Annotated in this window: 15 protein-coding genes and 3 pseudogenes; 8 read left to right on the plus strand and 10 right to left on the minus strand. The window is 65.1% G+C overall.

The genetic code is table 11. The features are described 5' to 3' along the window. Nucleotides 1–15: 15 nt before the first annotated feature. The 4 genes from ACPPVV_RS17995 to ACPPVV_RS18010 all read right to left on the minus strand — a co-directional run bounded on the left by ACPPVV_RS17995 (nt 16) and on the right by ACPPVV_RS18010 (nt 4009). Nucleotides 16–960 carry a class I SAM-dependent methyltransferase gene (locus ACPPVV_RS17995; protein ID WP_426701235.1) on the minus strand — a complete coding sequence of 315 codons (945 nt, stop codon included), beginning with the start codon at nt 958–960 and terminating at the stop codon, nt 16–18. Between the two features lie 101 nt (nt 961–1061). Beyond that, the gene (locus ACPPVV_RS18000) at nt 1062–1724 is read right to left on the minus strand and encodes an NYN domain-containing protein (protein WP_426701236.1); all 663 of its coding nucleotides are present in this window, start codon (nt 1722–1724) and stop codon (nt 1062–1064) included. A gap of 180 nt (nt 1725–1904) precedes the next feature. Next, nucleotides 1905–3017, minus strand: a complete 1113-nt coding sequence (locus ACPPVV_RS18005) for an S-(hydroxymethyl)glutathione dehydrogenase/class III alcohol dehydrogenase (protein ID WP_426701237.1) — start codon at nt 3015–3017, stop codon at nt 1905–1907. A gap of 68 nt (nt 3018–3085) precedes the next feature. After that, the gene (locus ACPPVV_RS18010) at nt 3086–4009 is read right to left on the minus strand and encodes a LysR substrate-binding domain-containing protein (RefSeq protein ID WP_426701238.1); all 924 of its coding nucleotides are present in this window, start codon (nt 4007–4009) and stop codon (nt 3086–3088) included. Nucleotides 4010–4117: 108 nt separating this feature from the next. Here ACPPVV_RS18010 and ACPPVV_RS18015 point away from each other — a divergent pair, with 108 nt between their 5' ends. Both ACPPVV_RS18015 and ACPPVV_RS18020 read left to right on the plus strand, forming a co-directional pair. Beyond that, a complete protein-coding gene (locus ACPPVV_RS18015; protein WP_426701239.1) occupies nt 4118–4303 on the plus strand; it encodes a hypothetical protein in 186 nt (61 codons plus the stop codon). Nucleotides 4304–4411: 108 nt separating this feature from the next. Continuing rightward, complete coding sequence (locus ACPPVV_RS18020) at nt 4412–5356, plus strand: aldo/keto reductase (RefSeq protein ID WP_426701240.1); 945 nt, start codon at nt 4412–4414, stop codon at nt 5354–5356. A 102-nt stretch (nt 5357–5458) separates the two neighbouring features. Here the strand turns inward: ACPPVV_RS18020 and ACPPVV_RS18025 are convergent, their stop codons facing one another. Further along, on the minus strand, nt 5459–6472 hold the full coding sequence (locus ACPPVV_RS18025; protein ID WP_426701241.1) for a TraB/GumN family protein: 1014 nt from the start codon (nt 6470–6472) through the stop codon (nt 5459–5461). 139 nt (nt 6473–6611) lie between these two features. Here ACPPVV_RS18025 and ACPPVV_RS18030 point away from each other — a divergent pair, with 139 nt between their 5' ends. Further along, nucleotides 6612–7331, plus strand: a complete 720-nt coding sequence (locus ACPPVV_RS18030) for a response regulator transcription factor (protein ID WP_426701242.1) — start codon at nt 6612–6614, stop codon at nt 7329–7331. Here ACPPVV_RS18030 and ACPPVV_RS18035 read toward each other — a convergent pair. Next, the gene (locus tag ACPPVV_RS18035; RefSeq protein WP_426701243.1) at nt 7310–9172 is read right to left on the minus strand and encodes an ATP-binding protein; all 1863 of its coding nucleotides are present in this window, start codon (nt 9170–9172) and stop codon (nt 7310–7312) included. The two genes, ACPPVV_RS18030 and ACPPVV_RS18035, sit on opposite strands and share 22 nt — an antisense overlap. A gap of 220 nt (nt 9173–9392) precedes the next feature. On the opposite strand from ACPPVV_RS18035, the gene ACPPVV_RS18040 reads away from it, so the two are divergent. From ACPPVV_RS18040 to ACPPVV_RS18055, 4 genes and pseudogenes are all read left to right on the plus strand, one after another. Then, complete coding sequence (locus ACPPVV_RS18040) at nt 9393–11384, plus strand: S8 family serine peptidase (RefSeq protein ID WP_426701244.1); 1992 nt, start codon at nt 9393–9395, stop codon at nt 11382–11384. A 106-nt stretch (nt 11385–11490) separates the two neighbouring features. Beyond that, a pseudogene (locus ACPPVV_RS18045) lies at nt 11491–16056 on the plus strand (ESPR-type extended signal peptide-containing protein); the annotation flags it as partial. Between the two features lie 81 nt (nt 16057–16137). After that, a pseudogene (locus ACPPVV_RS18050) lies at nt 16138–17814 on the plus strand (YadA family autotransporter adhesin); the annotation flags it as partial. Nucleotides 17815–18009: 195 nt separating this feature from the next. Next, nucleotides 18010–19461 (plus strand): annotated as a pseudogene (locus tag ACPPVV_RS18055) (YadA family autotransporter adhesin); the annotation flags it as partial. A 165-nt stretch (nt 19462–19626) separates the two neighbouring features. Here the strand turns inward: ACPPVV_RS18055 and ACPPVV_RS18060 are convergent. Continuing rightward, nucleotides 19627–21852 (minus strand): NADP-dependent isocitrate dehydrogenase, encoded by a 2226-nt coding sequence (locus tag ACPPVV_RS18060; protein ID WP_426701245.1) that lies wholly within the window; start codon nt 21850–21852, stop codon nt 19627–19629. 282 nt (nt 21853–22134) lie between these two features. On the opposite strand from ACPPVV_RS18060, the gene ACPPVV_RS18065 reads away from it, so the two are divergent. After that, nucleotides 22135–22506, plus strand: a complete 372-nt coding sequence (locus tag ACPPVV_RS18065) for a hypothetical protein (protein ID WP_426701246.1) — start codon at nt 22135–22137, stop codon at nt 22504–22506. A 75-nt stretch (nt 22507–22581) separates the two neighbouring features. Here the strand turns inward: ACPPVV_RS18065 and ACPPVV_RS18070 are convergent, their stop codons facing one another. The 3 genes from ACPPVV_RS18070 to ACPPVV_RS18080 form a co-directional block, all read right to left on the minus strand. Further along, nucleotides 22582–23103: a hypothetical protein gene (locus tag ACPPVV_RS18070; protein ID WP_426701247.1), complete on the minus strand. Its 522-nt coding sequence runs from the start codon at nt 23101–23103 to the stop codon at nt 22582–22584. A gap of 16 nt (nt 23104–23119) precedes the next feature. Next, entirely contained in the window at nt 23120–23416 is a 297-nt protein-coding gene (locus tag ACPPVV_RS18075; protein WP_426701248.1) for a LysM peptidoglycan-binding domain-containing protein, read from the minus strand. Between the two features lie 253 nt (nt 23417–23669). Then, nucleotides 23670–26813: an efflux RND transporter permease subunit gene (locus ACPPVV_RS18080; protein WP_426701249.1), complete on the minus strand. Its 3144-nt coding sequence runs from the start codon at nt 26811–26813 to the stop codon at nt 23670–23672.

Genomic DNA, 26813 nt, shown 5'->3' on the forward strand with positions numbered 1-26813 from the left:
CCTTCCGCGCGCCCTTCAGCGAGCCGACGCCGCCGCGGCCGGCACGGCTGTCGTCGGCGATGCCGGAGCCGCCTTCACCGGCTTGACGAAGCGCAAGGTCATCCGGTCGGATTCGCCGATCGCCTGGTATTTCGCCCGATCCTGCTCGCCGAGAGTCAGCGTGGGCGGCAACGTCCACACGCCTTTCGGATAATCCTTCGTATCTTTCGGATTGGCGTTGATCTCGCTGCTCTCATCCAGCGTGAAACCCGCCGCGGTCGCCAGCTTCACCACATAGCGGGTGGGCAGGTAGCCGCTGCGCTTCACCGTCTCCAGCGGGGCGCCGTCATCGGCGCGATGGTCGACGACGCCGAGCACGCCGCCGGGACGCAGCACGGCGAAGAACGCATTGAACATCGCCGATGCCGTGTCGGCCATGACCCAGTTGTGCACGTTGCGGAAAGTCAGCACCAAGTCGACCGAACCGGGGGCACCGAACACCGGCGCCTTGGGATCGAACTCGACGATGCGGGCGTTACCGAAATGCGCTGCGTCAGCGGCAAACCTGCAATGCAGTGCGCTATCGTCGCGACCGGCCTCGCCGTCGCCAGCCGATGCTTCCACCGCCGCGATGTAATGCCCGTTGTCATGCAGCAGTGGCGCCAGGACCTCGCTGTACCAACCGCTGCCGGGAGTGATTTCCAGCACGGTCTGATCCGGTCGCACGTCGAAGAACTGCAGGGTGGCCTTGGGGTGGCGGTACTCATCGCGGGCACGGTTTGCCTGCGCACGCCAGCTGCCCGCGATTACATTGTCCAGCTGCGAGGCCGTGAAGTCGCTGGCACTGGTCGGCGGCACCAGGGCATCGGCCGGCTGGTCAGGTTCGGCCGATGCGGGCCGCGCCACCTGCGCATCAGCGATGGCGGGCAAACCCAGGGTCGCCATCAGCAATAACGCTGCACCAAAATGGGCCGCTCTCATCCTTGCCACCTCCATCGCGCGATTCATTGATGCCCCTGATGTGCTGAACGTACAGACTTGTCGGACTGTGATGCAAACGATGTGCAGACGCGGTAGATGCTTCAGAACGGTCGCGGACACACCGATTGCAGGCCATCGATGTGCTCGTGCAGGTCCGGCGCGATGCCCTGCCACATGGGATCGAGGATGAAATCGATACCCTCGTAGCGGGCCAGTTTCGCTGCCGGAATGAAATCGGCGTCGCCGGCGATCAGGATGATCTGATCGACCAGTTTTTTATAGGTCAGGGCAGCGATGTCGATGCCGATCTTCATGTCGACCTGGGTCTGGCGCATGTCCGGCTCGAAATGTTCGTCGCCCAGGTCGTTCCAGTGCAGGTGGCCTTCGCGCAGTTGCTGGTAGGCGCTGCGCTTCAGCTGCCATTCGCCACGTTCGGACAAACGGCCCAGTCGCAGCGCCATCTTGCGCTGACGGCGCAACTGGTCGTGCAGCTCGCGCCGGAACGCCGCGGCGCCGGTACGGCCAAAATCGATGCTGTCGCCGCTGACCGGCTTGACGAAGCTTTTTTCCAGCGGCGGGCAATCGTAGAAAAAGATGCGGTACAGCTGCTCGCGCGGCCGGTCGACGGCCTTCAGGTGCTCCAGCGCCATGCTGAACACCGTCTTCGCCACGGCACGCGCGTCACCGGCGTCACGCTCGCCGTACACCTTGCGATAGCGCGCAAGGAAAAAAGCGCCGTCAACGAGGATGGCGGTACGGTTCATGGGACAACCTCGTGGATGAGCAGACATGGACGGACGAAGGCCGCCAGCAGGATGAGCCGGCGGCATGTACGTATTCTAAGGCGTTGCTCACGCTGCAGGAGTGACTTCAGTCGCGACACTCTCGATTCGCCTGGTGCTACCCAAGAGCGTCGGCCAAAGCCGTTCCCGCAGGAAGTCCGCTCAGTAGTGGATCACCGAGCGGATCACCTTGCCCGCGTGCATCAGTTCGAAGGCGTCGTTGATGCGCTCCAGCGGCAGCACTTCGGTGATCATCTCGTCGATGCGGATCTCGCCGGCCATGTAGCGGTCGACGTAGCCGGGCAGTTGCGAGCGTCCCTTGACCCCGCCGAATGCCGAACCCCGCCACACGCGTCCGGTCACCAGCTGGAACGGTCGCGTGCTGATCTCCTGTCCGGCGCCGGCCACGCCGATGATGATCGACTCGCCCCAGCCCTTGTGGCAGCACTCCAGTGCCGCGCGCATCACGTGCACGTTGCCGATGCACTCGAACGAATAATCCACCCCGCCATCGGTGAGCTCGACGATGACCTGCTGGATCGGCGTGTCCGGGTAATCCCTCGGATTGATGAAGTCGGTGGCGCCAAGCAGCTTCGCCATCTCGAATTTCGCCGGATTGGTGTCGACCACCACGATGCGCCCGGCCTTTGCCATCACCGCGCCCTGCACCACCGACAAGCCGATGCCGCCCATGCCGAATACGGCCACCGAAGCGCCCGGCTCCACCTTCGCGGTGTTCAGCACCGCGCCGATGCCGGTGGTGATGCCGCAGCCGAGCAGGCAGACCTTTTCCAGCGGCGCGGCCGGGTTGATCTTCGCCAGCGAAATTTCCGGCAGCACGGTGTACTCGCTGAACGTACTGGTGCCCATGTAGTGCAGCAGCGGTTTGCCGTTCAACGAGAAGCGCGAGGTGCCGTCCGGCATCAGGCCCTGGCCCTGGGTGACGCGGATCTTCTGGCACAGGTTGGTCTTGCCGGACCGGCAGAACTTGCACTCGCCGCATTCGGGCGTGTACAGCGGGATCACGTGGTCGCCCACCTTCAACGAAGTGACGCCTGCGCCCACCTCCTCGACGATGCCGCCACCCTCGTGTCCCAGGATGACCGGAAACATCCCTTCCGGATCGGCGCCGGACAACGTGAAAGCGTCGGTATGGCAGACGCCGGTGGCAACGATGCGCACCAGCACTTCACCGGCTTTCGGTCCGGCGACGTCGACCTGTTCGATCGACAACGGTTGACCTGCTTCCCAGGCGACGGCGGCGCGTGACTTCATGATTTAACTCCTGGCAGGCAATGCATAACGGAGAATGATGGCGTGCGCGGCGTTTTTTCGAAACCGTCTCAGCGCTGGCTGGGGGATTCGTCGTTGCCGGGCACCGGCAGGTGTTCGCAATAGTCGTCCGCTTCGGCCAGCAACCACTTCTGGAACACCTGCAGCCCCGCGTGGTCCTTCGACCGCGCCGGATAGACCAGCCAGTAAGCATCGTCCACCGGCAGGTAACGGTCGCCCAGCACGACCAGCCGGCCGGCGTCGATCAGCGATTTCGACATCACCATCCGGCCCATGGCCACGCCCAGACCTTCCAGCGCCGCGTGCCGCTGCGCATCGAAACTGTCGAAGCTCGCCACATAACGACGTGGCGGCGCGCCGCCGACCTGGTCGAACCAGTCCTTCCAGCGGCTTGACGGATTGGGATCGCCGAGCAGCGGCCACTGCGACAGATCGCCCGGATCGACGCCGGCCATTTTCGCCACCAGTTCCGGCGCGGCGACAGGTGCGATCCACTCGCCGAACAGGCGCTCGCTGTGCAGGCCCGCCCACTTTCCACGACCGTAACGCAGTGCGGCGTCGACCGGCTCGCGCTCGAAATTCACCAGCGTCGAACCCGACTGCAGGTTGAGCTCCAGCTCGGGATGCGCAGCGACCAGGCGCGGCAGGCGCGGCACCAGCCAGCCGGACATGATGCCCGGGCTGGCACTCAGGGTGAACGTATCCTGCGCCCGCCTGTTATAGCGCGACAACGCGTCCTCGATGCCATCGAAATGTTCGCCCACCGCCTCGAGCAGGCTGCAGCCTTCGACGGTCAATGTGACACCGCGCGGCCCGCGTTCGAACAGGCGTCGCTCCAGCCGCTCCTCCAGCTGTTTCATCTGATGACTGAGCGCACTGACGGTGAGGTTCGCCTGTGTCGCGGCGCGCGACAGATTGCCCAGCCGGGCGACCAGCACGAACTGTTGCAGCAAGCCCAGCGGAAGTTTTCCCATCTTGAATAATCCTCAAGTCTGGCTTGCGAATATATCGCTTTTTGGCGGCTTTTGGCTTGCGTATCTTGAGCCACTCACAAGCTACAAGCTTCCCAAGGAGACTCCCTCATGACTTCGCTGTGGAAAGATCTGCTGTTCCTGCACGGCCACCTCGTGCACAAGGAGGACCTCGACTGGCGCGCCGATATCCAGGCCAACCAGGCCAGCCAATCACCACGCAAGGACGACAAGACCAAGCGCGCCATCGTGGCATGCTGCGCGCACGTGTGGCCACGGATCGTGGGTCCGCGCTGAGCATGGCGTGGGCTTGAATGCCTCGGATATGCAGCCACATCGACAGGATCGCGCGCTGCCTTTCGAACCGGACGCAGCGTTTTCGTCCGCCGTCATCCGAGGTATTCCATGCACATGCGCCAGCTCGGCCGTTCGCCGCTGTCCATCGCCCCGCTCGCCTTCGGCGGCAACGTCTTCGGCTGGAGCACCGACGAGAAGCGCTCGTTTGAACTGCTCGATGCGTTCGTCGGCGCCGGCGGCAACCTGATCGACACGGCGGACGCCTATTCGGCGTGGGTGCCCGGCAACCGCGGCGGCGAGTCGGAAACCATCATCGGCAAATGGCTCAAGCGCAGCGGCAAGCGCGAGCAGGTGGTGATTTCGACCAAGGTCGGCAAGTGGGCCGAGCAGCCCGGGCTGTCACCGGTGAATATCCGCCAGGCCGTGGATGGCTCGCTCAAGCGTCTGCAGGTCGACTGCATCGATCTGTATCAGGCACACGCGGACGACGCCAGCGTGCCGCTGGAGGAAACCCTGGATGCGTTCGCGCGCCTGATCGAGGCCGGCAAGGTACGCGCGATCGGCGCGTCCAACTACGATGCCGCCCGCTTCGCTGATGCACTGGCCGTATCCCGACGACACAACCTGCCACGCTACGAGACGCTGCAGCCGGAGTACAACCTGGTCAGCCGCAGCGGCTACGAAAAGGAGCTGGAGACTCTGGTGCGCCGGGAAAACATCGGCGTGATCAGCTATTACGCGCTGGCCAGTGGCTTCCTCAGCGGCAAATACCGCAGCGAAGCCGATCTGGCCAAGAGTTCGGCGCGCGGCGGAGCGGTGAAGAAATTCCTGAATCCGCGTGGGCTGCAGGTACTCGCCGCGCTTGATGCGGTCGCTGCCGCACACGGGGCTACCCCGGCCCAGGTAGCGCTGGCGTGGCTGATCGCGCGCCCCGGCCTCACCGCGCCGATCGTCAGCGCCACCAGCGTGGAGCAACTGCACGAACTGTTCGGCGCGACCGCGTTGCAACTGGAGCCCGGCGAGATCAGCGCACTGGATCAGGCCAGCGCCTGATCGTTCTACCTTGAACGGACGTCGGGCATCGGGAATTGCCGGAGCATGGCTTGTCGACGTGCTCCGGCTGCGTGGATCCGACGGCGCAGGGCTGACAAGAAGTCACTCAGGTGCTTCCACCTCGTAGCCCTCGGCCTGCAGTTTGGCCAGGTAACCATTCGGCTTCAGCAGTTCGTCCATCGGCAACAGCGCGAACGTTTGCGCATTGCCGGCCAGTGCCGCGCGCGCAGCGGCCAGCCAGGTCGCCTGTTGTTTCGCCGGCACGTCATCGAGTCCCAGCGTCTGGGCAAAACCGGCATCGGCCAGGGCGGCCACGCAGGCATCGCGCCACGCGCTGTCGGGCAGTTGGCGCAGCGTCGGCAAGTCGCCGGTGGCCCAGGCATTCGCGCGTGCCTTCATCGCCGGCATGTCCTGCTCGATGTTGTCCAGCATGCGGATGAAACAGGTGGTGTCGTGCGGCGCCGCCTGCTTGAACGCCTTGATCGCCGCCCCCGGATGCGCGATGACCACTTCGTAGCTGGTCGACACCGGCGTGATGCCATGGCGCGTGGCCAGCGCATCGACGCTGGAAGGCACGCCGCCGGACCGGCTCAGGCCGTTCGCCTTGATCGCCTTGCGATACAGCTCCTGCGCCGCGAACATCGGCCGCCAGCGCTCGATGCCGCGATCGTTGCCGATGTACTTCTGCTTGAGCACCTGCCAACGCGCGTACACCGACGGCGGCAGCACCTGCTGCAACGTCTCGCCGTTGTCGTTCTTGCGCGCGCTGTACGCCGAGGGCAGCAGGAAGAGCTTGCCGAAAAACCCGACATCCGCCTTGAACTTCACCGAAGGCAGCAACAGCACCTGCTGCGATTCGCTGATCGCCTGCTCGACCTCGTGCGATTGCCACTGCATGCCCCGCGGCAGCGGCGACAGCGTGCCGAGCACCCACATCACGTGACCGCCCTTCGAAACTTTCCACAACCCCGGCCCGGGCTGTACCCCGCTGACCACCACCGCGGGAAGATCCGCCACATCCTGCGGTGGCGGCACCACCGGCGCGACGGCCGATTGCGCAAACGCCGGCGCAAACCCGCCAAGCACGAACAGGAAAACAATATGCCGCAGGCGCATCAATGTGATCCGGTTCCGGAAAATGGCCATTGTGGCAGGCCCACCCTGACTGTTACCGGCCATCGCAAGTATATTCGTGGAGCTCGAGTCGACGCATGCTCGATGCGATCGTGTTGCCTGCGGAAAGATCAATGTTCCCATGACTGCGACTGCGCTCCAACCAGCTTTCGATCGTTTCTCGCCACTGCGCGTGCTTCTTCTGGAAGACGACGAATTGTTGAGGGACCACGTGCTCACCCCCAGACTGCGACAGTTTGGCTTCGAGGTCACGGCGATCGGACGCGCAGCGGAGCTGCATGAGCATCTGCGCCAGCGGCGACCCGACATTGTCTTGCTGGACGTGGGCCTGCCCGACCGGGATGGTTTCGACGTGGCTCGTCAGCTGCGCTCGGAGGCAGATGACATCGGCATCGTCATGCTGACCGGCCGCGCGGAGGGTGTGGATCATGTGCGTGGTCTCAGCGAAGGTGCCGATGCCTACCTGTCGAAGCCGGTGGACCTCGATGTGCTGGTGTCGACATTGCACAGCTTGGCGCGCCGACTGCATGCACCGCGACCGGGCACGACCGGCAGCTGGCGCCTCGACGCCGACGGTTGGTGCCTGATCTCGCCCTTCGGCAGCATGGTCGCCCTGACCAAAACCGAGCGCCGCCTGCTGGAAGTGCTGATCGAAAGGCCCAATCAGATCGTCTCGCGCGAAGCACTGATCGCCAGTCTCACGGCGGACGTCTACGATTTCGATACGCATCGGCTGGATTCGCTGATCCATCGACTCCGCGGGAAAGTGCTGCGCGTTCTGGACACGCAGCTGCCGCTGAACGCCGTCCATGGCGAAGGCTACGTGCTGATCGTGGTCTGATCCGGCGGATGGTTTTGCGCGGCATGTCGTCGTGCTGCGCCGATCACCCTGGCAAGCAGATCGTTCGGTGAAAACGGCTTGGGCAGACGTTCGGTGAGCGGATCGGCCGGGTTCGGCGATCGTCCATCGGTATCGAGATAGGCAGAGATCAGGATCGTCGGTATGCGGGGCATGCGCTGACGCAGCTTCAGCAGCAGGGTTGTGCCGTCGGTGTCACCCAGACGGTTGTCGCACACCAGCACCTGCGGATCGAAAGCGATTTGTTCCGCCATGCGTTCCGCGTCGGCGCCGGACGCTGCGGTGCTGACCCGGCAACCGCCGTTCTGCAACGCGGTGCAAAGCAGGTTGCGCAAGTCGTCGTCGTCATCGATCAGCATGACGTGGATTTCATCGGGGCCGGCCAGCGACGGCACGAGATCGGCGACGGGACGATCCACCATCGGCAAACGGATGTGGAATGTCGTGCCCGTTCCGGGCGAGGCATCCACTTCGATATGTCCACCGGCACGTTCGACGAGCGTGTATACCACCGCCAGTCCCAGTCCGGTGCCGCTGCCGGCGGGCTTGGTCGTGTAGAAGGGCTCGAAAATCCGTTGCCTGACCTCGTCGGACATGCCCGTGCCATTGTCCCGCACGACGATACCGATGTCGGACCCCTCGCGTTCCACCGACAGACCAAACTCACCGCCGTCGGGCATGGCATCACGGGCATTGGAAGCCAGGTTCAGCAACGCGAGCTCGAACTGACTGCGATCGAAGTCGACCAGCAGCGGAAACCAGGGTGCGTCGATTCGCAGTGTCACCTGCGCGGGCAGAAGCTGGCGCAGCAACGGCTGCAATTCCCGCAGCGCTTCGGCCACGTCGAATGTCTCGACGTGGGTAACTTCCCGGCGGCTGAAGTTGAGCAACTTACGACTGACCGAGGCACCCCGCCGAGCCGCCATCTCCACACCTTGCAGCGCCTTGGCCAAGGCCAGCGCATCCTCGCTGCGCGCCGCACCGGGCTCATCGAGACGATGTCGCTCCAGCGCAAATCCGAGCACGATGCCCAATACATTGTTGAAGTCGTGGGCCACGCCGCTGGCAAGCTTTCCCACGGCATCCATCTTCTGCGACTGCAACAGTTGTTCGCGTGTGCGCTCGCGCTCGGCCATCTCGTCCTGCAGTTGTTGCCGATGCCGGTTCGATTCGGCCAGGCTCTCGCGCAGCGCCGTGCTGCTGCGATCGAGGATGACCACCACCAACAGGTAGGAAAGCACCAGGAACGGCAACGGCGCGTAGGCACTGGAGGAATGCAGGAAACGGGCGTTATGGAAATAGTCGACGGTCATGCCGCTGGCATAGCTGAGCATGAACAGCGGATAGATCGACCACAACGCCTTGCGTCCGAGCATGAGTCCGCTGAGCGCCAATGCCTCGAACGACACCAGGTCGGCGTTCCATAAAAAATAGCCGAAGCTGACGTAGGAGATCAGCGAGGACGCGACCATGGCGGCCAGAAACTGGGATACCGCATGGCGGAACAGGCCCTTGCGGATGAGGTAGATGCCCAACCACGCCGACACGGTGACCAGCACATCCGTGCTCAGGTCGATGGCCAGCGCGTGGTGCGGCATGGTCGGGCTGTGACCAGGCCGAAACACGTCATACACCGAGGTAAACCGGAGCATGTACGCCTTGTACAACGGCGTCACGCAACCCTTGTACAGAAGAAATATCTGCAGGAACGCGGCATTTCGACGATCCACCGGATCGCTGATCGGAACCCGGTTCAACCAGCCCATCAGACGCTGCGCAGCGATGGCGCCTCGCGCCATGATCGTGCGGGCAATGATCCCCATTTTCGCCTCGACTCCTACACGTGCAGGCCTTGCGGTGGTGGTCGGCAGCCTACTCCATCGGCACCGTGAGATCCGACAAGTTTTGCCAAGAGGCCGTGCGTGACGGTCGCATGACTGCTCGCTAGCTTCAGGGTCTGCCGCGCTGTCATTGGGGGATGACGGACCAGCGGTCGATTCGGGCGCACATCACTTCAGGGGCAACAGAATGTCGGGGAACACCATGAGCAGAGAGCTTTTTCAATTGTGCGCGCTGGCCGCCGGTGTGGCGGGCCTGCTGGGCAGCAGTGCGCTCCACGCAACCAGTCACAGCGTCCTTCCTGCGGCATCCAGCCGTCTGAATGTCAGTGCGCTGCATAGCCAGGGCAACACCACCTACGATCGCTTCATCGTGACTTATCGCAGCGGAACGACGGGAGCGGGCAATGCTGCCGTGGTGATTCAGGACGTCGGCGCCGATCTGGCCCGTGCCGGTCTGAATCGGGCGGTTCCCGCCAGCGTTTCGAGTGCCGCCCGCCAAGCGGTCGCCGTCTCCTACCTGCGCAAACTGTCGACTGGCGCACATGTGGTCCGCACTTCGCGCAAGCTGAGCAAGGCCGAGGCCACGTCGCTGATGCAGCAGATAGCTTCTGACCCCGCTGTTGCGCACGTGGAGCCGGACGTGATGATGCACGCCATCAGCGACTACCGCGCCCCCAAGGCGCTGGCAGCCGCCGGCTTCACGCCGGATGACCCCTATTACGCGACATACCAGTGGCATCTTCGCGCTGGCGATGGCAGCGCCGAGCTTGTCGGCAGCGATACCACCAGCTATGCCAACAAGGGTGGTGCCGATATCGCCAAGGCGTGGGACCTTACCGATGGAACCGGCGTGACCGTGGCCGTGCTCGATACCGGCATCACGCATCATCCAGACCTGGATACCTCGCTGGGTGACGCCGGTTACGACTTCACCAGCACCGCCGATGTCTCCGGACGCACTGCCGATGGCCGCGCCCCGGGTGGATGGGATCTGGGCGACTGGACCACTACGGAACCCTGGCTCAGCGAGTGCACCGACAGCGCCCATCCCCCGGAGGACAGTTCCTGGCACGGCAGCCACGTCTCCGGCACGATCGCCGAGTTGACCAACAACGGCAATGGCATGGCCGGTTCGGCATTTGGCGCAAAGGTGTTGCCCGTGCGCGTCCTCGGCCATTGCGGCGGCTACACCTCGGACATTGCCGACGCCATCGAATGGGCGTCCGGCGGGCATGTCGACGGGGTTCCCGACAATGCCAACCCGGCCCAGGTCATCAGCATGAGCCTGGGCGGAACCGGCGTCTGCACGGCGACCGACGTCACCGGAACCGCGATAGCCGACGCGATCAGCCGCGGCACCACCGTGGTGGTTGCGGCGGGTAACGAGGACGCCGATGCCGCCAATGATTCGCCGGCCAGTTGTCCCGGCGTGATCTCGGTGGCAGCGTCCGGGATTACCGGCAGGCGTGCGTTCTATTCCAACTACGGAGCCGGCGTGACGCTGGCGGCACCGGGTGGTGGCGTCTATGCCAACGACGCCAGCAGCGGCGATCAGGTCAGCGCGGGGTTTGTCTGGTCCGCCATCAATGGCGGAGCCACCGTCCCCGACGAAACCGACTACACCTATGGCGGCATGGCTGGTACATCGCAGGCAACACCGCATGTTTCGGGCACGGTTGCACTGGTCGTTGGCGCCTTGCAGGCGGCCGGCCTTCCCGCGTTGACACCTGGTGGCATCAAGTCCCTGCTGACCTCAACGGCGCGGACCTTTCCTTCCACGCCGGACCAGACCATCGGTGCAGGTATCGTCGATGCCTACGCGGCAGTCAACAAAGCCGTCGGCGGTGGCGATGATGGTGGTGGCGATGGCGCTGCAACCTTGATCAACGGTGTCGCCCTTACCGGCGTGAGCGGTGCGGCGGGCGACAGTCAGCTGTACAAGCTGGATGTCCCCGCCGGCGCCCGCGGCCTGGTATTGCGTACCTTCGGCGGTAGTGGCGATGTTTCGCTGTATGTCGGCGACGGTACGGTCCCCACCGTCGACAGCCACGACTACGTTGCCGTCCATTCGGGCAACAACGAATCGGTGGTTGTCACTCATCCGGTTGCCAGCACTTATTACCTGCTGGTCGTGGGCGCAAAAGCCTTCAGCAACGTCGCGGTGCAAGCCACCTACGTCGCACCGAAACCCTGAGTACCACGGGCCATCCACCAGGGTGGCCCGTCACATCCGACGATCACGTCCGGATGGGCTGATGAGCCAGGACGCATGGCGCTGATCCGTTGACCTGCATCGATCGATGCAGGTCAACGAATGGGCGGATATCCACACATTCAACGCTTCACCGCCTGTGCACTGCGGCAGTGAACCTGGGGAACGTCTCGTGAACAAGATCTACAGCAAGGTATGGAACAGGTCACTCGGCATGCTTGTTGTTGCCAGTGAATTGGCCAAGTCCAACGGCAAAACCGGCACGTCGAGTCGATTGCGCGCCATCGTGGTGGGCACGCCGTTGATCATCGGGGCATTGTTCGTGACCGGTACCGGCACGGCTCACGCACAGCAGTTTGTCGCCGATCCGGCCGGCCAGGCCGTGGTCGATCCGCTAGTCGGCTTCGGCGGCACCGCCGGCGGACAAGGCAGCGTTGCCGGCACCTATGCCACGGCGCTGGGCATATACGCGAGGGCACAGGGAACCGCATCCTCGGCGATCGGTGCGTACGCGCGGGCGATGGGTGATTACAGCATCGGCGAAGGCTATTCGTCAGCGGCTTATGGAACCAACAGCACGGCGCTCGGCGGTTACGGTGCGACGGCCAGTGGTGACGGCGCCACCGCGTTGGGCAGCTTCAGCTACGCGGCAGGGAACGACGCGATCGCCATCGGTGCGCAGTCCGACGCGCGCTACGACGACAGCGTGGCGATCGGCGCCGATAGCCATGGTTACGCCGACGGCAGTGTCGCGCTCGGCGCGAACTCCCTCGCCGACCGGGCCAACATGGTATCGGTGGGCAGCGCAGGTGCGGAACGGCAGATCACCAGCGTGGCGGCAGGCACGCAGGATACCGATGCGGTGAACGTCGGCCAGTTGAACGCGCTGGCGAGTGCGACGTCGTCGGCAAAGCATTATTTCGCCGCCAACGGTGCTGGCGACGGCAGCGACGATTCGATTGCCGGCGGCCCGGACAGCGTGGCGGCCGGCGCCAGCGCCTCGGCAATGGATCAGGGCACGGTCGCGATCGGCAACCAGGCTACCGCCAATCAGGAAGGCAGCGCGGCGATCGGTACCAAGGCGACCGCCACCGGTTACGAGTCCACCGCGATGGGGCGCAGCGCCCATGCGACCGACACCTATACGACAGCATATGGCGCCGGCTCGTTTGCCGACAACGTCGGCGCAACCGCACTCGGTGCGCTGGCCGATGCCAACGGTGATCAGTCGACGGCGGTCGGTGATTCGAGCCGTGCCAGCGGCGACAACGCGGTGGCGCTCGGTGCTGGTTCGTACGCATCGGGTACCGCCAGCTTCGCATTAGGCAGTTTCTCGTGGGCGTCGGGCATCGATGCGATGGCGCTGGGCGATTCGGCGCAGGCCGGTGGCGACAATGCCGTGGCGCTGGGTGACAACACCAACAGCAATGGGCAGGGCAGCGTGGCCCTCGGTTCCGGTGCATGGGCGCTGGCCGACAACACCACGGCGATCGGCAGTGACAGCCAGGCCAGCGGCGAGCTGACCACGGCGGTGGGCCATTCGGCGTACACCAATTCCCTTGGCGGCAGCGCACTCGGCGCGGAATCGCGCGCGAACGGCACGCAATCGACCGCCGTCGGATCGGCCGCGAACGCCAACGGCGACTTCACCTCGGCGTTGGGCAGCGGCAGCCTGGTCTCGGCGGTCGACGGTTCGGCAGTTACGAACGGCACCGCGGTAGGCGGCCAGGCCTATGCGTCCAACAACGATGCGACCTCGATCGGTGCCTTCAGCGAGGCAGCCGGCGACGGCAGCACCGCGACCGGTGCAAACGCCGTGGCCTCTGGCGATAGCAGCACGGTCACCGGTGCCGACGCGATCGCCAGCGGCGTGGAGAGTTCGGCCTTTGGTGGCCACGCGGTCGCGTTCGACGACAGCAGCACGGCGATCGGGGCGAATGCGATCGCGCAGGGCGTGGGTTCGTCGGCGATCGGCAGTCAGTCCAGTACCAATGCCGACTACGCCACCGCGATGGGTTATGGCGCGTCGGCATCGGCGCAGAACAGCGCCGCCTTCGGACAGGATGCACAAGCGGGTGGCATGGGGTCCGTGGCGATCGGTGGCGTTGCGCTGGATGAAAACGGCAACCCTCTGGTCATGCGGAACGATGCGTGGGTGGATAGCGGGGCAACGAGCACGGGCATGGCCGCGACGGCCATTGGCGCAAGCTCGGAAGCTGGCGGGTTCGCCGCCACCGCGCTGGGTTCGGGTGCAACCGCCGACGGCTACCGGGCGATGGCCTTGGGCGCGGCTTCCCTCGCGACCGGCGAAGACAGCATCGCGCTGGGGACCGCGGTATTGACCACCGGCTACGAGTCGATAGGCATTGGCGGCGGCGCATGGGCCACTGGCGAAGATGGCGCCATCGCGATCGGTCCCACGTCGCAAGCGCTTGGCTTCGAATCGATCAGCATCGGCAACGCCTCCTATGCCAGCGGCGAAGCCAGCACGGCCGTGGGCGGCGTAGCTTGGGCAAGTGCCGGACAGACCACCGCACTGGGCCAATACGCATGGGCCACCCACGAAGGCGCGACCGCGCTGGGCCAGAACAGCTATGCGTTCGCCAACGGTGCAACGGCGGTGGGCAACAGCACCCTGGCAGGGGACGAGAACAGCGTGGCGCTCGGTTCGGGTTCGCAGACCAACGGCGCGGATGTGGTTTCTGTAGGTAATGGAACCGGTGCCGGCGGATTTCCGGCGACCCGGCGGATCACGAACGTAACGGCGGGCACGAACGACACGGATGCCGTGAACATGGCGCAGCTCAACGAAGTCGCCGGCAGCACGCGCTTCTTCCAGGCTGACGGAACGGATGACGAGGATTCCCTGGCATCGGGCGAGCATTCGGTGGCCGGCGGAGCCAACAGTTTTGCCGCTGGCGCGGAAAGCTCGGCCTACGGTGCCGGCGCGGTGGCAAACGATGACAACAGCACGGCGGTCGGCGCAGGATCCGGCGCCTATGGTGTGGGCTCTTCGGCCTTCGGCAGCGGCGCGGCGACCAATGCCGACTACGCCACGGCGACTGGCTACGGCGCAACGGCAGCCGGCGTCAACAGTCTGGCCAGCGGCAATGCCAGCGTGGCCAATGGCGATTCGAGCACCGCGATCGGTGGTCAGCTGCATGTGGTCGATCCGGACACCGGCGAAGTCGTGCTGGATCAGCAGACCGTGGCCACCGGACTGGGCGCCACCGCGCTGGGTGCCGGCGCGCAGGCCAACGGCCTGTTCAGCGTAGCCAACGGAGCCGGCGCCACTGCCGGTGGCTTGCAGTCGCTGGCAACCGGCTATCGCAGCGTGGCATCGGGCGATGCCTCGGTGGCCTATGGCGGCTTCAGTTCGGCCAGCGACTATGCCGCCGTGGCGGTCGGCTATCTCAGTTCGGCGACCAACTACGGCGCGGTGGCCCTCGGGGCCGGCAGCCAGGCAACCAACTGGTTCGCCACCGCCCTTGGCGAGGAAAGCGGTGCCTCGGGCATCGGCTCCATCGGCATCGGCATCCAGACCCACGCCACGGCCGATGCCTCGATCGCGATCGGTGGCGATGCGATCACTACCGGGCTCTACGGCGTCGCCATCGGCATCGGTACCAGCGTCACCGGCGACCAGTCGGTGGCACTGGGATCGATGTCGATCGCCGACCGGGCCAACACGATTTCCGTCGGCAGCGTCGGTGTCGAGCGCCAGATCACCCACGTCGCCGCCGGTACCGAAGGCACCGATGCGGTCAATGTGGATCAACTCGATGCGGTTACCGGCAGCACGCCGTTCTTCCAGGCCAAGGGTGCCGACGACGGCAGCGAAGACGCGCTGGCCCTGGGCGAACACTCAGTCGCGGCAGGCGCCAACAGTGCCGCCGCCGGCATCGAGAGCGCGGCGTACGGCGCCGGCTCGGCGGCCTTCGACGACAACAGCACCGCGATCGGCGCAGGCAGCAATGCGTTCGGCAGCGGCTCGTCGGCAATCGGCAGCCTGGCGATGACCAATGCAAATTTCGCCACGGCGACTGGCTACGGCGCCAATGCCAGCGGCATCAACAGTGCCGCGTTCGGTGCCGGCGCACAGGCGACGGCCAATGCCTCGGTCGCCATCGGTGGTGCGGCGCTGGATGACAATGGCGACCCGCTGTTGGTCGGTGCCGATGGCAACCCCATCACCGATGCGGCGACCAGTGCCGGAGCCGGCAGTACGGCGGTTGGCGCCAGCTCGCGCGCGGATGGCATCACCGCCTCGGCGTTTGGCGTGGGCGCATCAGCCAGCGGTTTCGGATCGACCAGTGTTGGATCCCTGGCCTACGCGATGGCGGATGGCGCCACCGCCGTGGGATCCCAAAGCTGGGCGCAGGGCGCAAGCAGTGTGGCGATCGGCGCTTCGGCGAGCGCCTATGGCGATCTTTCGACGGCCATGGGTCCCCAAAGTACGGCGGCGGGGGCGCAGAGCATAGCGATCGGTTGGATATCCGAGGCCACCGGCGCGTCCAGCACGGCGATCGGCGGTTTTTCGACCGCCTCCGGCGACTTCTCGACAGCGGTTGGCATCGGCAGTACGACCGACGGAGTGCGTGGCACGGCGATGGGCATGAATGCCAATGCCAGTGGCCTGAGAAGCACGGCGATCGGCAGCGCCAGTACGGGTGTTGGCGATTACAGCACCGCACTGGGTGACAAAGCCTATGCCAATGCCTATTCGGTGGCGCTCGGCGAAGGCAGCACGGTGTTTGCCCCGTATGGAGCGGCACTGGGAACCGAAAGCAGGGTGACAGCCAACAATAGTGTGGCCTTGGGTTACGGTTCGCTGGCCGATCGTGAAAACACGGTTTCGGTGGGTGCGGCAGCTCCCTGGACCGATGCTTACAGCGGCACCGTTTATCCGGCAATCACCCGCCAGATCACCAACGTGGCGGCGGGCACGGAAGACACCGATGCGGTGAACGTGGCGCAGCTCGACGCGGTCGCCGGCAGCACGCGATTCTTCCAGGCCGACGGTGCCGACGACGGCAGCGAGGATGCGCTGGCGTTGGGCGAGCATTCGGTGGCGTCCGGCGCCAACAGTTTCGCCGGTGGTGTCGAGAGTTCTTCGTACGGTGCCAACGCGGTGGCGAACGACGACAACAGCACGGCCATGGGTGCCGGTGCCGCGGCTTACGGCATCGGTTCTTCGGCTCTGGGCAGTGGCGCCAATACCGCGGCCGATGGTGCAACCGCAGTGGGTAACAACAGCCTGGCCGCAGGCCAGAACAGCGCCGCGTTCGGCCAGAACGCGCAGGCCACGGGTCCTGCCGCCGTCGCGGTCGGCGGCAATGCCGTGGACGAGAACGGCGATCCGCTGATCCTGATGAACGGCGAGCCGGTGACGACGGGCGCGACCAGCGCCGGCGTCGGCGGCACCGCCCTGGGTGCCAGCGCCAATGCCGAAGGCTTCATGTCCACCGCCTCCGGCGTGGGTGCGTACGCGGCCGGTGTGCAGTCTTCCGCGTTCGGTTCCGTCGCCAATGCCCTCGGCAACTACAGCACCGCCGTGGGCACGCAGAGCCTGGCCAGTGGTTATGGAAGCACGGCGGTGGGTGGGCTTGGGGACTTCGTCCCGGGCTTGGGTCTCGTGACCCCCACCGAGGCTACGGGTGCAGCCGCCTCGGCCTTCGGTGCCGGTGCAGGCGCATGGGGCGACTACAGCACCGGCATCGGCTCGTTGGCCCAGGTCGACGGCACGAACAGCACCGCGGTGGGCTACTTCGCCTATGCCCAGGGCAATACCGCCACGGCCGTCGGTTCCGAGGCCTGGGCCAAAGCCGACAACAGCACGGCGATCGGCTACTACAGCACCACCTATGGCATTAACAGCGTCGCACTAGGCGCCAATGCCATGGCCGATGTCGATGCCGCCAACAGCGTGGCCCTGGGTACGGGTTCCTATACGAATCGCGCGAACACGGTATCGGTCGGCGATGTCGGCAGCGAACGCCAGATCACGAATGTGGCGGCGGGCACCGAAGGCACCGATGCGGTCAATCTCGACCAGCTCGATGCCGTCGCCGGCAGCACGCGCTTCTTCCAGGCCAACGGTGCCGATGACGGCAGCGAGGACGCGCTCGCATTGGGTGAGCATTCGATGGCATCGGGTGCCAACAGCTTCGCCGGCGGCGTCGAGAGTTCATCGTACGGTGCCAACGCCGTGGCGAACGACGACAACAGCACCGCCATGGGTGCGGGTGCCGCGGCGTACGGCATGGGCTCTTCGGCCTTGGGCAGCGGTGCCAGCACCAACGCCGCCTTTGCCACGGCAACGGGTTACGGTGCCACGGCAAGCGGCATCAACAGCGTCGCCAGTGGTACCCAGGCGCAGGCGCAAGGCCAGTCCAGCACGGCCGTCGGTGGTCATCTTTATTACGACGACCCGGGTACCGGCGAAGTCTTGCTGGACAGCCAGACCGTGGCGAGCGAGGTGGGTACGACAGCCCTGGGCGCAGGCGCACAGGCGACGGCGGCGTTCAGCAGTGCGTCCGGTGCGGCGGCGACCGCGACTGGCCTGCAGTCAACCGCTACCGGCTACAGCAGCATGGCGTCCAGCCAGGCAGCGACCGCCGTGGGTGCTTACAGCGAGGCCACCACGGATTTCGCCACCGCGCTGGGCTACAACGCGATGGCGACCGGCGAGAGTTCGCTCGCGGCTGGCGCAGCTTCCGCCGCGAGCGGAGAGGCGAGCACCGCGATCGGTGTGAACTCGCTGGCCAGTGGACTCAACAGCACGGCGGTCGGCCGCACGGCGTACGCAACGGGTGCCAACTCCACCGCCGTCGGTCATTTCTCCACAGCCAATGCGGACGGCGGCAGCGTGTTCGGCCAGTACGCCTTTACCAACGCGACGGATGGAACGGCGCTCGGAAAGGGAGCGAGGGCCCAGGCTGCCAACAGCGTCGCACTCGGTGCGAATTCGGAATCGGATCGGGCCAACACCGTGTCGGTCGGCGGCGGCTATGCCGGCGCCGGCAACCGCCAGATCACCAACGTGGCGGCAGGCACGGAAGACACCGATGCGGTCAATGTCGACCAGCTCCATCAGGCGGTATCGGGCATCGGCGATGCCATCGGCGACGGCGTGAGCAGTCTGGGGGATACCGTGGCGCGGGCATTGGGCGGTGGCGCATCGATGGGTGCAGCTGGCCTGCTTGCGCCGACCTATACGGTCCAGGGCAGCAGTTACGGCAATGTCGGCGACACGTTTGCCGCGGTGGATGGCGTCCTCAGTGGTGCCTTGCAGGGCATCGACCAGATGCAGCAGGAGCTGGACCGGATGCAGCACCACGGGGGCGGTCACATGGCCTCCGTGGCCAGCAACAGTCTGGCCCTCGGCACGACCAGTGCGTCCATTGGCAGCCCTGCCGCGGTCGCGCCGGTTGCGACCGCCGCCGTGGCGGTGGGCACGGGCAGCAGTGCGACGGTTGCCTCGGCTACCGCTGTCGGACAGGGCGCATCGGCCACGGCGGAGAACAGCGTGGCGCTCGGTGCGGACTCGGTCGCCGATGAGGCCAATACGGTATCGGTGGGAAGCGCAACGAACCAGCGCCGCATCACCCATGTAGCGGCGGGCACCGCCGTCACGGATGCCGCCAACGTAGGCCAGGTCGACGAAGCGCTGCAAACCGCAAAGACCTATGCGGACGCTGGCGACAAGACCACCTTGAAATCGGCCAACGCATATACCGACAGCAAGCTGGGCAACATGGTCAGCGGCAGCGATTTCGATGCGTTCCGCGGTCAGGTCAGCGACCAGTTCAGCAACGTCAACCGGCGCCTGGATCGCGTGGGTGCGATGGGCACGGCCATGTCACAGATGACCGCCAATACCTCGGGTCTGGCGGGTGACAACCGGGTCGGCGTGGGTGCGGGCAACTACGGCGGCGAATCGGCGATCTCGGTGGGCTACCAGCGTGCGTTCCACCAGAACCGTGCCAGCCTCTCGATCGGTGCCTCCGCATCCGGCTCGGAAAGCACGGTCGGCGTCGGTGCGGGATTCAGCTGGTAGCCAATCCGGTGACACCGACGTGATCGGACAGGAAGCGTGAAATGGTGGCATGGACGCCACCTACTCCTCTCGAACAACCACGATCGAACCAAAGAAAACGGGACGCCAAGGCGTCCCGTTTTCTTTGTCGCTTACGCACGGCATCCGTATCTCAACACCCCCTGTTCACGCCGAAAGCATCGCCAGCGCAGTGTTGAAGGTCGCACTGGGGCGCATGGCCTTGCTGACCAGTTCCCGGTTCGGGTGGTAATAGCCCTGGATGTCGACGGTCCGACCCTGCACGCCGTTGAGTTCGCCGACGATCTTCGCCTCGTTCTCTTCCAGCGCCTTCGCCAAGGGCGCGAACTTGGCCTTCAGTTCGACATGGGTTTCCTGCGAAGCCAGTGCCTGCGCCCAATACAGGGCGAGGTAGAAATGACTGCCGCGATTGTCCAGTTCGCCGACCTTGCGCGAGGGCGACTTGTTGGTGTCGAGGAACTTGCCGTTGGCCTGGTCCAGCGTCTTGGCGAGCACGTCGACATCGACGCTGCCGTAGCGATTGCCCATGTGTTCGAGTGAGGCGGCCAGCGCCAGAAATTCGCCCAGCGAATCCCAGCGCAGGTAATTCTCTTCCAGGAACTGCTGGACATGTTTCGGCGCGGAGCCGCCGGCGCCGGTCTCGAACAGGCCGCCGCCAGCCATCAGCGGCACGATCGAGAGCATCTTGGCGCTGGTGCCCAGCTCCATGATCGGAAACAGGTCGGTGAGATAGTCGCGCAGCACGTTGCCGGTGACCGAGATGGTGTCCAGGCCCTGGCGGATGCGCTCCAGCGAGAATTTGGTGGCGGCGACCGGATCCATGATGCGGATGTCCAGGCCGCTGGTGTCGTGGTCCTTCAGGTAACGCTCGACCTTCTTGATCACCTGCGCATCGTGGGCACGCGCCGGATCCAGCCAGAACACCGCTGGCGTGTGTCGCGCGCGGCTGACCGCCAGCTTCACCCAATCCTGGATCGGCGCATCCTTGGTCTGGCACAGGCGCCAGATGTCGCCGGCTTCGACGTCGTGCTGCAACAGCACGCTGCCGGCCGCGTCGATGACCTTGACGACGCCGTCGCCGGCGATCTGGAAGGTCTTGTCATGCGAGCCGTATTCCTCGGCCGCCTGCGCCATCAAGCCGACATTCGGCACGCTGCCCATCGTCGCCGGATCGAACGCGCCGTGCGCCTTGCAATCCTCGATGGTGGCCTGATAAACGCCGGCATAGCTGCGGTCCGGGATCACTGCCTTGATGTCCTGCAGCTCGCCCTTGGCGTTCCACATCTTGCCGGAGTCGCGGATCATCGCCGGCATCGAGGCATCGATGATCACATCGCTGGGCACGTGCAGGTTGGTGATGCCCTTGTCGGAATTGACCATCGCCAGGCCCGGACGCTGCGCATACTCGGCATCGAGGTCGGCCTTGATCGCCGCCTGCTGCTCGGCCGGCAACGCGGCGATGCGGCTGTACAGATCGCCGATGCCGTTGTTGGGATTGAAACCGACCAGCTTCAGCACCGCGGCATGCTTCGCCAGCACATCCTTGTAGAACTCACCGACCACCACACCGAACATGATCGGATCGGAGACCTTCATCATGGTCGCCTTCAGATGCAGGGAGAACAGCACGCCCTGCTGCTTCGCATCGGCGATCTGCGCGTCGATGAAAGCGGCCAGCGCATGCTTGCCCATGACCGCGGCGTCGATGATCTCGCCGGCCAGCAAGGCGGTCTTCGGCTTCAGCACGCTGTGGCTGCCGTCCTTGCCGAACCATTCGATGCTGACGTTGCCGGCCTGCGCGACCAGCGCGGATTTCTCGGTGCCGTAGAAATCGCCGCCATCCATGTGCGCCACGTGGGTCTTCGAGTCGGCGCTCCACGCACCCATCCGGTGCGGATGCTTGCGCGCGTAGTTCTTCACCGAAACCGGCGCACGGCGATCGGAATTGCCCTCGCGCAGTACCGGGTTCACTGCGCTGCCCTTGACCCGGTCGTAGCGCGACTTGATGTCTTTCTCACCGGCATCCTGCGGCTCGTCCGGATAGTCCGGCAGTGCGTAGCCCTGGTCTTGCAGCTCCTTGATCGCCGCCTTCAGTTGCGGCATCGACGCGCTGATGTTGGGCAGCTTGATGATGTTGGCTTCCGGCGTGGTGGCCAGCTGGCCGAGTTCGGCCAGATCGTCGGCGATCCGCTGGTCTTCGTTCAGTGCTTCCGGAAACAGCGCGATGATGCGCCCGGCCAGCGAAATGTCGCGCGTTTCCACCTTGACGCCGGCGGTGCCGGTGAAGGCGGCGATGATCGGCAGCAACGACTGCGTGGCCAGGAACGGAGCTTCATCCGTCAGCGTGTAGATGATCTTGGGCGTGGTGGACATGTTTTGCGTGGACCTCTGTGGCTACGGCGATCGGGACGGTGCGATGGCTGTGCATCAATCGTCATGGCGTGCATCGCGGCGTGGCGGTGACGCATGGCGTCGGCACGTCCCGACCGGTTGATCGGGTTGACGAATCGCCCATTGTCGCGTTTTCGCCCCACAGGCGAAAGCGCCCGACCCGCCATACAGCGCCGTACTGTGTTACCGCGCAAGATTCCGTTGGCACGGCTGACCTATGCTGCGGCACGCTTCCACTCCATCCATCCAGACAAGGAAATCGGAATGAGCCGCCTGAGCCAGTCCATCGTCGACTTCATCGCCCAACTGCCGCCGCTGTATACCTGTCAGCACGCCGACGGCCACGAATGTGCATTGTCGCTGCTCGATGGCACGCTGATCCTGCCGGTCGACGAGTCGCACGCTGCGGAAGAGGAAGGTTGGGTTGCCGTGTTCTGGCAGGGCGACAGCCGACGCCGCTCGGAAGTGATCGGCACACAACTGGCGAGCCTGGCCGTGTGGCGGCACGTCGAACTGCACGGCGTGGGCCGTTCGGCGACGTATCTGGCCGTCCATCGGCAACGCCTGGCCGACCAGTTCCAGCGTGACACCGGGCTGTCGTTGCCATCGGAAGCGACGTTCGCCACCCACGCATGATGCCGCTGTCGACCGCATGAAAAACGAGGGCGCGGCATCTGCCGCGCCCTCGTTCTTTTTCTAGCTGCAGCGCGTTTACTTGACCGAGAAATCCTTGCTGGCGACCTGGGCGCCATTCAACGAAATGTCGACCTTGTAGTTGCCGGCGGGGAATCCGCTCGGCTTGCTGATCATGAAGGCGGTGGTCTGCGGGCCGGACGCATTGAGGGTTTTGCTGTCCTCATGCACGGTCTGGCCATCCTGGTAGGTCCACTTCGCCGCGAGCGTCGCATTGCCGGTACCACTGGTGTCGACCGACGCGTAGACGGTGTCCTTCGGTGCGAAGCTGGTGCCACTGGCGAGGATCTTGTTGCTGGCATCGACGGTCGAGCCCAACTCGGCCGAGGTGAACGTCACCGATGTCGATGCATCCATACCCGGTGACGCGTTGGCTGGCGCCGAGCTCGCGGCCGGCGACATGGCGGTGGGCGCGGTAGCGGCTGGCGGCGATGCGGCCGGCACCTGCGATGCCGAGTCATCTTTCTTGCCGCAAGCACTCAAGGCCAGCACGGCAGCCAGCGAGGCGGCGAGGATCAAGGGTTGGCGAGTCATCTTCATAGGGGCATCTCCTGCTTCAGGACTTGGCGGGGATCTTCAACATCTGGCCGGCCTTGATGTGGTCCGGGTCAGTGAGCTGGTCGCGGTTGGCGTCGAAAATCTGCTTCCACGCATTTCCGTTGCCGTAAAAATGCTTGGCGATGGTCGACAGATTGTCGCCAGCGACCACGGTGTAGAGCGTGGTTTCGTCTGTCGTGGAACTGACTTTCGACTGCACGTCACTGAAGTCGGCCTTGGCCGGCGCGTCGGGCGCGGTGGACTTCGCCCCGCCCTGCACATCGGAGAAATCCGGTTTATTCGTGTCGTTTCCCATCGAACGCTTCTCCGTCTCGGAAGTGGAGGCCAGTGATACTGGCCTCGCAGTTAACGGGTTGTGAGCGTTGTGCCGGGGTGTTCAGCTGCCGCGTTAACGCCGCGTTCTTAAATTTTTAAACTCGACGCCAAACGGATTCAGCCCGAGAAGGCGATTCGGCGGGCTCTGCGGCGCCGCGATTCGGATTCACGCTCGTCCCCGCACCATTGAAAAGGGCCAACGGCATTCGTCGAAGTTCAAGCTGCGGCGTTTTTCAGGCGCCGGCCAGGCGTCGACGGCCGGCCCTGCGTTCGCGACGTCGCGCGGCCCATGCCTTTCGGCGTTCGGCCAGGCACGAGAAGATCACATAGAGCGCCGGTGTGCTGAGCAGGGTAAGGCTTTGCGAGATGAGCAGGCCGCCGATCAACGCGATACCGAGGGGACGGCGCAGTTCGCTGCCTTCGCCCAGGCCGATCGCGATCGGCAGGGCGGCGAGAATGGCGACCATCGTGGTCATCATGATCGGCCGAAAGCGCACGACGCAGGCTTCGCGAGCGGCTTCGAGCGGGCTCTTGCCGTGTTCACGCTCGGCGACGAGGGCGAAGTCGATCATCATGATCGCGTTTTTCTTGACGATGCCTATCAACAGCACCAGCGCAATCTGCGCCACCACCGACAGCTCGGTGCCGGTGAGCCACAGCGCCAGCAACGCGCCGGCGCCGGCGGCCGGCAGGGTCGAGAGGATCGTGATCGGGTGGATCAGGTTTTCGTAGAGCATGCCGAGCACGATGTAGACCGTGAGCACGGCAGCCAGCACCAGCCACAGCATGCCGCTTTGTGATTGCTGGAAACGGCGAAAATCGTTGCCCAGTTGCACCTTGATGTCGCCGGGCATGCGCATGCCCTGCACGGTGGACTGGATGATCGCCATCGCCTCGCCCATGCTCACGTCGGGCGCGAGGTTGAAGCTGAGATCCATCGTGGTGTACTGGTTTTCGTGGGTGATCTGCGACGGCGCCAGCCCCGGTTCCTGCCGGGTGAACGCGGTGATCGGCACCATCCCGCCATTGGTGGAGGGTACGTAGATGCGGTTGAGCGCATCCGGCGTGGCGGTCTGCTCGGGCAGCGCGTTGACCACCACCTTGTACTGATTGATGTCCGAATAGATGGTGGAGACCTGGCGCTGACCGAACGCGTCGTACAGCGCGCCGTCGACGGCACCGACGGTTACGCCCAGGCGTGCAGCCTTGTCGCGGTCGATCACGATGTTCTGGCGCAGGCCGGCTTCATCGACGTCGGTGCCGACGTCCATCAGCTTCGGATTCTTCTTCAACTGGGTCTGCAGTTTCGGCAGCCACTCCTGCAGGCCGGCCAGGTCGTTGCCCTGCAGCGAAACCTGGTACTGCGCGCCCTGACTGGTGCCGCCACCGCCGCCACTGGGCAGGTCCTGCACGGGACGCAGGCGCAGGTTGAGGTCGGGATAGTTGGCCGCTTTCGCACTCAGCCGCGCCAGCACGGCGAAGGTATCGTCCTTGCGTCCGTCGGTGCGGGTCTTGAGGTTGATGTTGAACGAGCCGCTGGTGCCCTGGCGGCTGCTGCCCAGGCGCGAACCCACGGTGGCCACGTCCGGATCGGCCATCAGCATGCTGGTGATGCGTTGCAGGCGCTGCTTGCTCTCGGCAAACGAGACGGTGGCGCTGGAATTGGCGCGGCCCCAGATCAGGCCGGTGTCCTGCGCCGGGAACAACCCGGTCTTGACCACGCCAAGCAGGAAGAAGGTCGCCACGATCAGCACCAGCGGCGTCAGCGCGAACAACAGGGCATGGCGCAGCGAGAAGTTCAGCGCACGGGTGTAGATACGCAGCATGCCGGCATGGAAGCGATCCAGCGCGACACCCAGCCGGGTAGGTTCGTGCCGCTTCTCCGGCCCGACCTTTCGATGGCCGCTGAGGAAGCGCCCGCACAAGGCCGGCGTCAGAGTCAGCGACACCATCGCCGAGACCACGATGGCCGCCACCAGGGTGACCGCGAACTCGTGCATGAACATGCCGGTGACACCGCCGGCGAACAGCAGCGGAATGAACACGGCGATCAGCGAGGCGGTGATCGAGACGATGGTGAAGCCGATCTCGCGCGCGCCGGCCAGGGTGGCCTCCATGCGCGTCATGCCATCGTCGATGTGGCGGATGATGTTCTCGATCACCACGATCGCGTCATCGACCACGAAGCCGATCGCGATCACCAGCGCCAGCAAGGTGAGGTTGTTGAGCGTGTAGCCGAGGATGTACATCACCACGAACGCGCCCGCCAGCGACAACGGCACGGCCACCGCGGCGATCAGCGTTGGCGCGAGACGGCGCAGGAACAGCGCCATGGTCAGCACCACCATCGCCAGCGAGATCAGCAGCGTGGCCTGCACCTCGTGCAGCGAGGCGCGAATGGTCGGCGTGCCGTCGAAGAACGGCGTCAGCACGGTGCCCGGCTGCAGGTATTCGCGCAGCAGCGGCAGCTGGTCCTTGACCAGGTCCACGGTCGCGATGACGTTGGCGTCGGTTTTCTTGTAGACGTACATCAACACGGCCGGCTTGCCCTGGAACCAGGCTGCCTGGTACGCGTCCTGTTGACCGGCATAGACGTTGGCCACGTCGGACAGGCGCACCGGCGTGCCGTTGTGGCTGGCGATCACCAACCGCGCGAATTCGTCCGCGCTGTGCAGCTGCGTGGTGGCGCTGATCGACATGGTGGTCTTGCCGTTGGACAGGAAGCCCTCCGGCGACGTCACGTTGGCCGCGCTCAATGCGTTGCGCAGCTGATCCGGCGACAGTCCCATCGCGTTCAATGAACGCAGGTTCACGTCGACGCGGATCGCCGGCGTGGCGGCACCGGCAATCTCCACCGACGACACCCCGGGCAGCTGACGCAACCGCTGCGCCAGCAAGGTATCGGCGGCGTTGTAGAGATCGGCCGCGGACTGCGTGTCCGAGGTCAACGCCAGCGCGATGATCGGATCGTCGTTCGGATTCGCCTTCTGGTAGCTCGGTGCGCCGTTGAGTCCGGTGGGCAGGTCGGGAGCCGCGGCATTGATCGCCGCCTGCACATCGCGCGCGGAAGAATCCAGGTCGGTGCCGCTCTGGAACATCATGAAGACGAACGTGCTGCCCTCCGAACTGGACGAGCGCATCATTTCGATTCCGGGCACCTGGCCCAGATGCCGCTCCAGCGGCGCTGCCACGGTGGACGCCATGGTGCCGGCATCCGCGCCGGCCTGGCTGGCCTGCACGAAAATGGCCGGAAACTGCATGTTCGGCAAGGCCGCCACGCCAAGCAGGAAGTAACTGATCATGCCAACCACGAACAACCCGATCGCCAGCAGGGAAGTGCCGATCGGGCGGCGGATGAAGGTGCCGGAGATGTTCAT

The organism is Rhodanobacter sp. Col0626, from assembly GCF_049994385.1.
In the GTDB taxonomy this organism is placed as follows: Bacteria; Pseudomonadota; Gammaproteobacteria; order Xanthomonadales; family Rhodanobacteraceae; genus Rhodanobacter.

Bases quoted from the DNA above. Each gene is read 5' to 3' on its own strand.
- ACPPVV_RS17995 (WP_426701235.1), bottom strand. From the start codon at position 960: ATGAGAGCGGCCCATTTTGGTGCAGCGTTATTGCTGATGGCGACCCTG.
- ACPPVV_RS18000 (WP_426701236.1), bottom strand. From the start codon at position 1,724: ATGAACCGTACCGCCATCCTCGTTGACGGCGCTTTTTTCCTTGCGCGC.
- ACPPVV_RS18005 (WP_426701237.1), bottom strand. From the start codon at position 3,017: ATGAAGTCACGCGCCGCCGTCGCCTGGGAAGCAGGTCAACCGTTGTCG.
- ACPPVV_RS18010 (WP_426701238.1), bottom strand. From the start codon at position 4,009: ATGGGAAAACTTCCGCTGGGCTTGCTGCAACAGTTCGTGCTGGTCGCC.
- ACPPVV_RS18015 (WP_426701239.1), top strand. From the start codon at position 4,118: ATGACTTCGCTGTGGAAAGATCTGCTGTTCCTGCACGGCCACCTCGTG.
- ACPPVV_RS18020 (WP_426701240.1), top strand. From the start codon at position 4,412: ATGCACATGCGCCAGCTCGGCCGTTCGCCGCTGTCCATCGCCCCGCTC.
- ACPPVV_RS18025 (WP_426701241.1), bottom strand. From the start codon at position 6,472: ATGCGCCTGCGGCATATTGTTTTCCTGTTCGTGCTTGGCGGGTTTGCG.
- ACPPVV_RS18030 (WP_426701242.1), top strand. From the start codon at position 6,612: ATGACTGCGACTGCGCTCCAACCAGCTTTCGATCGTTTCTCGCCACTG.
- ACPPVV_RS18035 (WP_426701243.1), bottom strand. From the start codon at position 9,172: ATGGGGATCATTGCCCGCACGATCATGGCGCGAGGCGCCATCGCTGCG.
- ACPPVV_RS18040 (WP_426701244.1), top strand. From the start codon at position 9,393: ATGAGCAGAGAGCTTTTTCAATTGTGCGCGCTGGCCGCCGGTGTGGCG.
- ACPPVV_RS18060 (WP_426701245.1), bottom strand. From the start codon at position 21,852: ATGTCCACCACGCCCAAGATCATCTACACGCTGACGGATGAAGCTCCG.
- ACPPVV_RS18065 (WP_426701246.1), top strand. From the start codon at position 22,135: ATGAGCCGCCTGAGCCAGTCCATCGTCGACTTCATCGCCCAACTGCCG.
- ACPPVV_RS18070 (WP_426701247.1), bottom strand. From the start codon at position 23,103: ATGAAGATGACTCGCCAACCCTTGATCCTCGCCGCCTCGCTGGCTGCC.
- ACPPVV_RS18075 (WP_426701248.1), bottom strand. From the start codon at position 23,416: ATGGGAAACGACACGAATAAACCGGATTTCTCCGATGTGCAGGGCGGG.
- ACPPVV_RS18080 (WP_426701249.1), bottom strand. From the start codon at position 26,813: ATGAACATCTCCGGCACCTTCATCCGCCGCCCGATCGGCACTTCCCTG.